The organism is Saccharopolyspora sp. NPDC002578 (assembly GCF_053592695.1).
This window is the reverse complement of record NZ_JBSFWJ010000011.1, coordinates 113,317-124,832: the sequence shown is the minus strand read 5'-3', so window position 1 is coordinate 124,832 and position 11,516 is coordinate 113,317. Positions and strand designations below refer to the sequence as shown.

At 72.4% G+C, this 11,516-nt stretch carries 9 protein-coding genes; 1 reads left to right on the top strand and 8 read right to left on the bottom strand.

The features are described 5' to 3' along the window. Window positions 1–342: 342 nt before the first annotated feature. A complete protein-coding gene (locus ACWD38_RS08455; RefSeq protein ID WP_450123687.1) occupies window positions 343–1,998 on the top strand; it encodes a class I adenylate-forming enzyme family protein in 1,656 nt (551 codons plus the stop codon). Between the two features lie 306 nt (window positions 1,999–2,304). Here the strand turns inward: ACWD38_RS08455 and ACWD38_RS08450 are convergent, their stop codons facing one another. The 8 genes from ACWD38_RS08450 to ACWD38_RS08415 all read right to left on the bottom strand — a co-directional run bounded on the left by ACWD38_RS08450 (window position 2,305) and on the right by ACWD38_RS08415 (window position 11,454). Beyond that, complete coding sequence (locus tag ACWD38_RS08450) at window positions 2,305–3,279, bottom strand: acyl-CoA dehydrogenase family protein (protein WP_184479129.1); 975 nt, start codon at window positions 3,277–3,279, stop codon at window positions 2,305–2,307. Beyond that, window positions 3,276–4,370 (bottom strand): acyl-CoA dehydrogenase family protein, encoded by a 1,095-nt coding sequence (locus ACWD38_RS08445; protein ID WP_450123686.1) that lies wholly within the window; start codon window positions 4,368–4,370, stop codon window positions 3,276–3,278. Before ACWD38_RS08445 ends, ACWD38_RS08450 begins: the two co-directional genes overlap by 4 nt. Further along, a complete protein-coding gene (locus tag ACWD38_RS08440; protein ID WP_184479131.1) occupies window positions 4,367–5,683 on the bottom strand; it encodes an MFS transporter in 1,317 nt (438 codons plus the stop codon). The genes ACWD38_RS08445 and ACWD38_RS08440 overlap by 4 nt, the downstream gene beginning before the upstream one ends. Then, window positions 5,680–7,764, bottom strand: a complete 2,085-nt coding sequence (locus ACWD38_RS08435; protein ID WP_221315800.1) for an acetate--CoA ligase family protein — start codon at window positions 7,762–7,764, stop codon at window positions 5,680–5,682. The genes ACWD38_RS08440 and ACWD38_RS08435 overlap by 4 nt, the downstream gene beginning before the upstream one ends. Window positions 7,765–7,772: 8 nt before the next feature. Then, the gene (locus ACWD38_RS08430; RefSeq protein WP_184479132.1) at window positions 7,773–8,555 is read right to left on the bottom strand and encodes an enoyl-CoA hydratase/isomerase family protein; all 783 of its coding nucleotides are present in this window, start codon (window positions 8,553–8,555) and stop codon (window positions 7,773–7,775) included. Window positions 8,556–8,871: 316 nt separating this feature from the next. Beyond that, complete coding sequence (locus tag ACWD38_RS08425) at window positions 8,872–9,561, bottom strand: GntR family transcriptional regulator (RefSeq protein ID WP_450123685.1); 690 nt, start codon at window positions 9,559–9,561, stop codon at window positions 8,872–8,874. A gap of 130 nt (window positions 9,562–9,691) precedes the next feature. Next, a complete protein-coding gene (gene fdxA, locus ACWD38_RS08420; protein WP_450123684.1) occupies window positions 9,692–10,012 on the bottom strand; it encodes a ferredoxin in 321 nt (106 codons plus the stop codon). Between the two features lie 62 nt (window positions 10,013–10,074). Then, window positions 10,075–11,454 (bottom strand): dihydrolipoyl dehydrogenase family protein, encoded by a 1,380-nt coding sequence (locus ACWD38_RS08415; RefSeq protein ID WP_450123683.1) that lies wholly within the window; start codon window positions 11,452–11,454, stop codon window positions 10,075–10,077. Window positions 11,455–11,516 lie beyond the last annotated feature (62 nt).

The following is an 11,516-nucleotide window of genomic DNA, read 5'->3' as shown; positions in this document are numbered from 1 at the left end:
TCCTCGCTGCGGGATCTTTTTCCCAAGTGGCTCCGCCACGAGGGAAAAAGCTGTCCTCGCGAGGAAGCCACTGAGAACCCGCGGGTGGTCTTTTTGCTTTGGTGGTCACTGCTCAGCGGCTTCGCCGCTGACAAGACAAGGAACCAACGCCGCTCACCTGGGATGACCACAAGGTGGCTCTGAGCCGGCCGGTTCCGGTGAGTCTTCGGGTGTGCTCGTGATCCGCGGTTCGGTGTGGAAGGGATGCGGCGGTTCGGGGGCTGTTTCGGGGGAGGTTCGTGTCGCAGACTGGGGATGATCGTGGTGCCGGCCGGTCGACGCGGACCGGGGAGGAGTCGCTGCATGCTGGATCGGGAACGTCTGCTGGCGGAGTTCACCGGGCCGGGCGGGGAGTTCGAACTGGTTCCGCGCGAGGTGCGCGGCATCCCGATGCGGATCTACGCCACCGGCCCGCAGACCTTGCGCGACGTGCTGCTCAGCACCGCGGTGCACGGCGACGCCGACTACCTCGTGTTCGGCGAGCAGCGGTGGACGTTCACCGAGCACCTGCGGGTCGCGACCGGGCTGGCGGCGACCTTGCTGACCGATTTCGGGCTCAGCCAAGGGGATCGGGTCGCGATCGCCATGCGCAACTACCCGGAGTGGGCGCCGATCTTCTGGGCGGTGCAGGCCGCCGGGCTCGTGGCGGTACCGCTCAACGCGTGGTGGACGGGACCGGAACTGCGCTTCGCGCTGGAGGACTCCGGTGCGCGGGTGCTGTTCGCGGACGCCGAGCGTGTCGGCAGGCTCGCACCGGACTTCGGCGAACTCGACGTCGTGCAGGTCCGCGGCGACAGCCCGCAGGAAGGCGTGCGCTGCTGGGACGAACTGCTCACCGGGCTGGACCCGGACGCGGCGCTGCCGGGCGTGGTCGTCGATCCGGACGACGACGCCACCATCATGTACACCTCCGGCACCACGGGACGACCGAAGGGCGCCGTGGCCAGCCACCGCAACCACTGCACGAACCTGTGGAACATGGCGTTGGGGCGGCGGCTGCTGCAGGCCGCGGCGGGCGTGGAACCCGATCCGGACGCCCGGCCTTCGGTGCTGCTCACGTTCCCGATCTTCCACATCGCGGGCCTGTCCGGGTTGTGCTCGACGACGTTGGCGGGCGGGAAGCTGGCGACGATGTACCGCTGGGAACCGGACGAGGCGATCCGCCTGGTGCGCGAGGAACGGGTCAACACCATCGCCGGAGTGCCCACCGTGCTGCGCGAACTCGTCCGCCACGCCGAGGGCGATCTGTCCACTGTGGAAGCGGTGAACATGGGCGGTGCGCCGATCCCGCCGGACCTGGTCGGGCTGGTGCACACCTCGTTCACCGCGAACGTCGCGCCCGGCAACGGCTACGGGCTCACCGAGACCACGTCGGCCGTCGTGAACAACGGCGGCCCGGAGTACGTCGCCCACCCCGACAGCGTGGGCCGCTGCGTGCCCGGCGCCGACCTGCGCGTGGTCGACCCCGCGACGGAGGAGGACGTGCCAGCGGGGGAGATCGGTGAGCTCTGGTTCCGCGGCCCCAACGTCGTGCGCGGCTACTGGAACGACCCGACGGCCACCGCGGCGGCGTTCGTCGACGGCTGGTTCCGCACCGGCGACCTCGGCTACGTCACCGACGGGCTGGTGCGGGTGGTGGACCGGCTCAAGGACATCGTGATCCGCGGCGGCGAGAACGTCTACTGCGCCGAAGTGGAGGCCGCGCTGTTCGAGCACCCGGACGTCGCCGACGCGGCCGTGGTCGGCGTGCCGCACCAGGACCTCGGCGAGCAGGTCGCCGCGATCGTGCAGGTCCGCGACGGCGCCGACCTCGATCCCGACGACCTGCGCCGGCACGTCGCGCAACGTTTGGCCGCGTTCAAGGTCCCGGACCAGGTCTCGCTGCGGACCGGCGAGATCCCCCGCACCAGCACCGGAAAAGTCCTCAAACGAGACCTCCGCCGCGAACTGTCCCCCTGAACCTATTGCCTTGCCTGTTTTTGATCTGTGTAGGGGTTGGGTGGCGGGTTCTCAGCGTTCTTCTCGCTGCGCCCCTGGCCGGTGTGGCAGTTTTTTCCCGAGTGGCTCCGCCACGAGGGAAAAGCTGTCCTCGCGAGAAGAACGCTGAGAACCCGCGGGTGGTCGGCCTGCTTTGGTGGGCGCTGCTCAGCGGCTTCGCCGCTGACAAGGCAAGGACCAAGGGCGCCGCTCACCTGGAAATGCAAGATCAAAGACAGGTTGTGAGGTCCCGCCACCCGACCCCCACGTAGGTGAGCCGAAAAGGGGTCAGCCGGTGAGGTGGTCCCACAGTTCGTCTTCGGTTGCGGTGGCGGTTGTGCGGCCGAGCCAGGTGGACCAGGCGCGTTCCGTGCCGTGCTCGTCGCGCCAGGCCCACAGCTTGCGGGTGACGTGGTGCAGCGAGTGCTCCCGGGTCACGCCCATCGCGCCGTGCAGCTGGTGCGCGCCGCGCGCGATCGAGGTCGCCGCCCGCGCCGCGCGGATCTTCGCCGCCGCGGTCGCGGGGCGTGCTCGGGTCGGATCGTCGGTGTGGGCGGCGCAGGCCCGGTCCAGCGCCGCCTGGGCGGACACGAGCTCGGCGCGCATCCCGGCGAGCGACTGCGCGACCGCCTTCAGCGCGATCAGCGGGCGGCCGAACTGCTCGCGCCGCGTCACGTGCAGGCGGGTGATCTCGTGCGCTCCCCGCGCCGCCCCGCTGATCGCGGCGGCGTTGAGCAGCGCGGCGCGGTCCACCGACGCTGAACGGGAGGGTGCGTCCGGCAGCGGGGTGCGGGCGTCGGCGCCCACCACGACGGTGTCCCTCGGTTCCGCGGCGAGGTTCGTGCCGCAGAAGACGCGCGCGGTGGCCAGGTCGGCCAGGTACGGCGCACCGGTGCGCGGCCACACGACCAGGTTCCGCGCGTGCCGCGCCCAGGCGGCGCCGCGCGGCACGCCGGTGTCGTCCTCCCACGCGGGCAGCACCAGCCCCGGCAGGTCCGGGCGCCCGGCGGCGGCCACCGCCCAGCGGGCGAGCGCGGCCTCCGCCAGCGGCGCGCTCAGCCCGTGCTCGGCCACCGCGCCGACCAGCGCCAGCAGGTCCGCGAGGCGCCCGCCCGCGCCGCCGGAGCTCTCCGGGATCGACACCAGCGGCCACTCCAGTTCGGCCATCGTCGCCCACACCTCGGGCAGTCGATCACCGGCGTCCTGCGGGGTGGCGGAGCCGAGCACGTCGGCGGCGACCTCCGCGAGCAGCGCGTCGTTCACAGCGCCTCCTGCTTGGCGAGGATGGACAGCAGCACCTCGGAGGAGCCGCCGCGGATGCTGAACCCCGGCGCGGCGAGGATCGCCTCGCCCAGCGGGTCGTCCGGTGCGAGCACCCCGGGAACCGCCGCGCCGCGCGCGAATTCGAGCACGTCGCGTTCGAACTCGGTGCCCAGGTACTTGAGCGTCGCGGCCTCCCGGATCGGCGCGGTGCCGGTGTCGAGCGCTTCGGCGACTCGCACGCACATCGCCCGCAGCGCGCCCAGCCGGGCGACGAGCTCGCCGAGCTCCACCAGCAGGCCCTCGTCCCACTCGGCCTTCGCGGTGAGCAGCCCGGCGAGCACCGGATACGTCGAGAGCACCCGCTCCGGCCCGCCGCGCTCGTGGGCGAGCTGCTCGGTGACCTGCCGCCAGCCCTGGCCCGCCACGCCGATGACCCGGCCGGCGGGCACGAACACGTCCTCGAACACCACCTCGTTGAAGTGGTGCGAACCCGCCATGTCCACGATCGGCGTGACGGTGATGCCCGGTGAGTCCATGTCCACCAGGAACTCGGTGAGGCCGTCGTGCTTGCGCTCGGTGCGCTCCGTGCGCGCGAGCAGGTAGGAGTGCGTGGCGCGGTGCGCGTGGCTCGTCCAGATCTTGCGGCCGTCGACCCGCCAGCCGCCCGCGGTGGGCCGGGCGGTGGTGCGCACGGCGGCGAGGTCGGAACCGGCCTCGGGTTCGCTCATGCCCAGGCAGAGCACGTGATCGCCGGAGGCGATGCCGGGCAGGATCTCCCGCTGCAGCTCGGGCGTCCCGTGCCGCAGGATCGACGGGCCGATCTGGCGGTCACCGATCCAGTGCGCCGCGACCGGTGCCCCGGCCCGCAGCAGCTCCTCGGTGACGACCAATCGGTCCACATTGGACCGCTCGGCGCCGCCGACGCGGCGCGGCCACGTCATGCCGATCCAGCCGTGCCGGGCCAGCTCTCGGGAGAATTCCAGGTCGAACGAGCGCAACCACGCGTCCGCGCGCGGCCGGTAACGTCCCTCGTCCCGCCGGCTGCGGCACAGGTCGCGCACCTGACGGCGCAGTTCGGTGCGTTCGGTCATGCCACCCGCTCCTCGTCCGCGTCGAGTTCGGTCCTGCTCAGCGCCGCGGTCCGCGTCTCGGGCATCGCCAGGTACACGACGAGCGAGAACAGCGCGCATCCCGAGACGTAGAAGAAGAAGTAGTGCTCGTGGCCCGCGTCGCGGAACGCCAGCGCGATGTACTCGGCGGTGCCGCCGAACAGCGCCTGCGCCAGCGAATACGGGATCGCCACGCCGACCGTGCGCACGCTGGTGGGGAACAGCTCCGCCTTCACGCACGCGTTCACCGAGGAGTAGCCGCACACGACGGTCAGCGCCAGCATCGTCAGCGCCAGCGCGACACCGACCGACGGCCAGCGCTGCATCGCGGTGAGGATCGGATAGGTGCCCAGCGTGGTGCCGACGCCGAAGAAGATCAGCACCGGCCGGCGCCCGACCCGGTCCGACAGCGCCCCGCCCACCGGCAGCAGCACGGTGAACAGGCACAGCGCGCAGAACATCACCAGCGTCGCGTCCGATTTGGACAGACCGACGGAGTTCGCCAGGTACTTCGTCAGGTAGGTCGTGTAGGTGTAGAACGCGACGCTGCCGCCGATGGTCAGCGCGAACACCAGCAGCGCCGCCCGCCGGTGCCGCCACACCTCCCGCATCGTGCCGCGCCGTTCGGTGTCGTCGTGCGCCGCTTCCTCCCGGTAGGCGTCGGTCTCGTGCAGGCCGCGGCGCAGGTAGAACACCACGACCGCGGCGACCGCCCCGATGATGAACGGGATCCGCCAGCCCCACGCCGTCAGCTCCGCCTCGGTCAGCGTCGCCTGCAGCACCATGAGCACGGCCAGCCCCAGCAGCTGGCCCAGCGTCACCGACACGTACTGGAAGCTGGAACCGAGCCCGCGATGCCCGCGAAGCGAGGCCTCCGTGAGGTAGGAGGCGCTGGCCGCGTACTCGCCGCCGACGCTCAGGCCCTGCAGCACGCGGGCGACGAGCAGGACGACGGCGCCGAGGTATCCGGCGCGGTCGTGGGTGGGCGCGACGGCGATCATCAGCGCGCTCACCGACATCATGCTCACCGACAAGGTGAGCCCGAACTTCCGGCCTCGCCGGTCGGCGACTCGGCCCAGCAGCCACCCGCCGAGCGGGCGGGCCAGGAAACCGACCGCGAACACCGCCGCCGTGTTCATCAACTGCGCCGTCGCGTCGCCCTCCGGGAAGAACCGCCCGGCGAAGTACAGCGCGAAGCTGGCGTAGACGAACCAGTCGTACCACTCGACCAGGTTGCCGATCGAGCCGCCGATCACCGCCCGCACGTGGGGTCGTCGTTGCTGTTTCGTGCTCATCCGCGGTCCTTCGGCGTGCCGGTGAGCAGCAGGTCCACCGCGGTGGCGCCCTCGGTGTGCACGATCAGCGGGTTGATCTCCAATTCGGCGAAGCGGTCGCCCCACACGGCCGCGGCCTGCGAGAGCGCCGCGATCGCCGCCGCCGCCGCCCGCAGGTCGACGGGCGGGCTACCCCGGAAGCCGGTGAGCAGCGGAGCCCCGCGCAACGCGCGCAGCATCCGCTCGGCACCCGCCACGTCGACCGGCGCGAGCGCGGTGACCACGTCGGCGTAGAGCTCGGCGGTGACACCACCGAAGCCGACGGTGAGCACCGGCGGGTAGCCGTCGCGGCCGCCTTGTGCGCCGACCAGCAGTTCCACGCCGGGTGGCGCGAGTTCCTGCACCAACACCCCGTCGATCCGGGCGTGCGGCGCCGCGGTCCGGACCGCGCGCAGCAGGCGGTCGGCGGCGGCACCGGCTTCGGCGACGGGCACTCCGAGCAGGACTCCGCCCACCTCGGTCTTGTGCGCCACGTCGGGTGATTGGACCTTGAGCACCAGTTCGCCGCGCAGATCGCGGGCGGCTGCCTCGGCTTGAGCCGCGTCGGTGGCGAGCGCGCCGCGCGGCCGGACCACGCCGAGCGCGTCGAGCAGCCGCGCACCGGCGGCTTCGGTGAGCGTGCCGGTGGGCGGGTGCGCCGCTGAGCCCGGCGGGGCGATCGGGGCGACAGTGGGGCGGTGGCGCGGCAGCAGCCGCGAGAGCAGGGTGATCGCCGCGCTGCTCGTCGAGACGACGGGAATCCCCGCTCGCCGCAACCGCCCGGCAGGTGCCGCGATCTCGGCGTGCGAGTACTGCCACGCCACAACGTACGGCTTGGCGCAGGCGCGGGAGGCCCGCAGGATCGACTCGGCGATCTGCTCCGCGGTGCGTCCGCCGAGCGTCGTCAGCAGCACCAGCACGGCGTCCACCGCGTCATCGGCGGCCACGGTCTCGCAGACCTGTCCGAGGGCGCTCGCGTCGTTGATCACCTGCGCCGTCACGTCCACGGGGTTCGCCACGCTGCCGAACGGCGGGATCAGCGGCGCGAGGGAGTCCTGTGTGGACTGATCGAGCTCCGGCAGCCGCAGGCCGGTGGGCTCGGCCTGGTCGGCGGCGAGACCACCGGCGCCGCCGGAGCTGGTGACGACCCCGATCCGTCCGTCCGACGGGCGCGGGCCGCCGAGCGCGATCGCCGTGTCCAGCAGCTCGTCGACGTCGTCCACCAGCACCGCCCCGGAGCGTTCCGCGACGAGGTCGAACGCCGCGCCGGAGCGGACCAGCGCCCCGGTGTGCGAGGCGACGGCGCGCTGCCCCGCTGCCGAACGCCCGGAGCGCAGCACCACCAGGTGCTTGCCCAGCTCGGCGGCCCGGCCGGTCAACCGGGTCCACTCCGCTCCGTCCGGCAACTGCTCCAGGTAGCAGGCCAGCACCCGGATCGCCGGGTCCTCCAGCAGCAGCGCGGTCGCCTCGGTCGCGGTGAGGTCGGCCTGGTTGCCGACGGAGATCCACGCGGTGAGCCCGACGCCCCGGTCGGCCGCCATGCCCAGCACGCTGCCGCCGAGCGCTCCGCTCTGGCCGACGTAGGCGATGCCGCCGGTCTCGGCGGGTGGCGCGGAGGGGAGGCCCGCGCCGGAGCTGAACGTCGCGGTCAACGCGGCGGGCCGGTAGAGCAGTCCCTGGCAGTTGGGCCCGAGGACGCGGATTCCGCACCGCCGCGCCGTGTCCGCCAGCTCCCGCTGGAGCGCGGCGCCGTCCGGGCCGACCTCGGCGAACCCGGAGGACAGCACGATCGCCAGCCGGGCGCCGGCCCGCGCGGACTCGGCGACGGCCTCGGCCACCTGGCCGGCGGGCACCATGATCAGCACCAGGTCGACCGGGCCGGGTAATCGGTCCAGCGCCGGGTAGCAGGGCAGGCCGTGCACCTGCTCGTATCGCGGGTTCACCGGGTGGATCGCGCCGGTGAAGCCGTCGTCGATCAGGAACCGGGTCAGCCTGGCGGCCATCGGTTTGCGCTCGGAGGCTCCGACGACCGCCACCGCAGCGGGGTTCAGCAGAGGTTCCACAGTGGACGTCACCGGCCCTGGAAGCCGGGCCGGCGCTTCTCGCGGAACGCGCTGAGCGCTTCAGCGGAGTCCTCGGTGGACTGCACGATCGCCTGGTGCGAGGAGATCAGGTCCAACGAGGTGCGCAGGTCGCACCGCGCGGACTGGTACAGCGCGCGCTTGATCGCCCGGACGGCCACCGGCGGGCCCGCGGCGAGCTTGCGCGCGAACTCGGCGGTCCGTTCCGGCAGCTCGGCGTCCGGGTAGCGGTAGCTGGCGATGCCGAGCTCGACGGCCGTGGCGGAGTCCACGAAATCCCCCGTCCACAACAACTCCAGCGCCTTCGCGGTGCCCACCAGCCGGGGCAGGAAGTAGCAGCCGCCGTCACCCGGTACCAGACCCACTCGCACGTAGCCCTCGGAGAACCGCGCGGACTCCGAGATCAGCCGGATGTCGCACATCAGCGCCATGTCCATGCCCGCGCCCACCGCGACGCCGTTGACCGACGCGAGCACCGGCTTGTCCATGTCCTCCAGTGCGAGCGCCACCTGGTGCACGCGCTCGGTGAGCACGGTCTTGTTCTGCAGCACGGTTTTCCGCTCGCCGGTGAAGTCGTCGAGGTCGACCCCGGAGCAGAAGGCGTCCCCGGCGCCGGTGACCACGAGCACCCGCACGTCGGGGTCGGCGCGGGCCTCGCGGATCGCCTGCGCCCACTGGTCGACCATCTGCAAGGTGAACGCGTTCTTGCGCTCCGGGCGGTTGAGCAGGATCGTGCCCACGCCCTCGGAGACTCCGTATTCCAGGTCCGCCATGCCGCCTCCCGTCGCCCACGCCGTCGTGCGCAGACGGAGTGAACCACGTCACTTCAGGCGAAGTCCATGCAAAATTGAATGCAATCCACCAGAACGACCAGCGCCCACCGAACTGCTCCGAGCCCGTCTCGGGCCGGTCCGTGCACCGGAGGGGCCTGCCCGAGATTTCTCGCGAAATTGCGCGGCCCGGACTCCGCAGCGGAGCCGGGAAATCGGCTGTGAACTGGTGGTGTAACCGCTGATCTGGTGGCGGGGGTGTTTCGAAATCTCGCGAAATTGCGCGGGGTTGAAACAGGTGCGGCGCGGTTCGGAGGGGTCAGGTGGGCGGGGCGAGGGCCGGGGCGAGGGTGTCGCGGGTGGCGTCGCGGTGGGCGTTCATGAGTTCCACCGCGCGCTCGGTGCTGCCGCGGCGCAGCGCGGTGATCAGCTGCCGGTGTTCGCGCACGATGCGCCGCCGGGATGCCTCGTCGTAGAGGTAGACGGTCCGGTAGACCTCGGTGCGCTGCCACACCCGCTCGATCTCGTCCACGACCAGGTTCAGCCCGGAATGGCGGAACACCGCGAAGTGGAACTCGTGGTTGAGCTCCAGCATCAGCGCCACGTCCGGAGCGGCGGCGGCCTCCGCGATGCGCTCGTTGAGGGCGGTGAGCTCGGCGAGCTGCTCGGCGCTCAGGCGCGGAATCTCGCGCAGCACCACCGTTTCCAGCGCCGCCCGCATCAGGTAGGCCTGGCGCAGCTCGTCCGCGGAGAGCCGGGCCACCGTGTAGCCGACGTTCGGCCGGTGGTGCAGCACGCCCTCGCCCTCCAGGGCCTTCAACGCCTCCCGCACCGGCACCCGGCTCACCCCGAGCCGTTCGGCCAGCGCCTCCTGGCGCAGCGACTGGCCGGGCAGGATCTCCTGGCTGCGCAGCATCGTGCGGATCTGGTCGATGGCGCGGCGCACCGAACTGGGCTTGCCGCCCGCCGTCGCGACGGCGGGAGTGCCGATGCGTTCCGATGTTCCCATGCGCCCCGTCGTCCCCGGCTCGTCCGTCGTGTCGGCTGGTGCCCGCGGCACGCGGGCCGGGGGCACCGCCAGGAGATCCGGTGCGCCCGCCGTGCTGATCCATCGTACGGGTGCGCGGGCGCCGGGCGCGTCAGTCGGCCATCTTCGGCAGGGTCGTGACGGGCGGGACGTCGCGGTCGACCTTTCCCACCTCGGCCGCGCCGCCGGGAGAGCCGAGCTCGGTGAAGAACTCGGCGTTGGCCTGGGTGTAGGCCTGGTACTCGTCGGGCACGTCGTCCTCGTAGTAGATCGCCTCCACCGGGCACACCGGTTCGCAGGCACCGCAGTCGATGCACTCGTCGGGGTGGATGTAGAGCATCCGGCCGCCCTCGTAGATGCAGTCGACCGGGCACTCGTCGATGCAGGACCGGTCGAGCACGTCCACGCACGGTTCGGTGATTACGTAGGTCACATGGCCTCCTGCCGAGCGGTTGCGCCCTCCGGCCTCCCCGCCGCGGCGCGGGTTGAAACCGGCTACGACGCGTCGAGGTCGTCGATCGCCGAGCTGATCGCGCGGTGGAACGTCGGATAGGCGTAGATCATCCGGCGCAGCACGGCGAGCGGGACCTCGGCGTGCACCGCGACGGCCAGCGCGCCCAGGACCTCACCGCCGCCGGGGGCGACGGCTGTCGCGCCGACGAGCACGTCGCGGTCGGCGTCGGCCACCACCTTGATCAGCCCGTCGTTGCCGGCCCGGTGGATCCAGCCGCGCACCGCGGACGGGATATGCGCGATGCCGGTGCGCACCCGCAGGCCCCGGTCGGTGGCCGCCTTCTCGGTGAGCCCGACCATGCCGACCTCGGGATCGGTGAACGTGACCGAGGGGACCGCGCGGTACTCGGCGGCGGGACCCTGCTCGCCGAGGACGTCGGCCGCGGCGATGGGCGCCTGGTACACCGAGGTGTGGGTGAACGCGCCGTGGCCGGTGACGTCGCCGATCGCCCACACGCCGTCGGCGGCGCGCAGCCGTTCGTCCACGGGGATCGTGCGGGCGGCTTCGTCGAGCCCGACCGCACCCACGCCCAGCGCGGCGAGGTCGGTCCGCCTGCCGGTGGCCACCAGCAGCCGTTCCGCCTCGACGGGATCGCCCTCGTCGAACTCGACGCGGAACCGGCCGTCGGAGTGCGACACCCGCCGCACGCCCGCCCCGCAGCGCACGTCGACGCCGTCGGCGCGCAGCACCCGCTCCAGGACCTCCGACGCCTCCGGTTCGGCGGGGCCGAGGATCCGCTCACCGGTCTCGACGACGGTGACGGCGCTGCCGAAGCGGGCGAAGACCTGGGTGAACTCCAGCCCCACCGGTCCCGCGCCGAGCACCAGCAGCGATTCCGGAGCCGTCCGCGCGGCGACCGCGTCCCGGTTCGTCCAGTACGGGGTGTCGGCGAGGCCGTCGATCGGCGGCACGTTGGGCTCGGTGCCCGGGTTGAGCACGATCGCCCTGCGCGCGTGGAAGGTCCGCGGCCCGGAGTCCGTCGTGACGGTGACCTCGCCGGGGGCGGTGATCCGGCCGCGGCCGCGGACCAGCCGCCCGCCGGTGCGCTCGAACCGCTCCACGGCGGCGGTGTCGTCCCAGCCGGTGGTGGCCTCGTCGCGGATCCGGTCGGCGACCGGTGTGAAATCGGGCCGCACCGTGGCGGAACCGGCCAGTTCCGGGACTCGCCGGGCTTCGCCGAGCGCGTCCGCGGCGCGCACCATCATCTTCGTCGGAATGCACGCGTAGTACGGGCATTCCCCGCCGACCAGGCGGGACTCCACGGCCACGACGTCCAGCCCGGCGGTGGCCAGGCGCCCCGCGACGTCCTCGCCTCCCGGGCCCATGCCGATCACGACCGCGTCGACTTCTTCGGTTGCCATCGAGTGCTCCTGTTCGCCGCATCAGCCCCGCGACCGCGCGGTCCGGGGCGCCTCTCGCACCA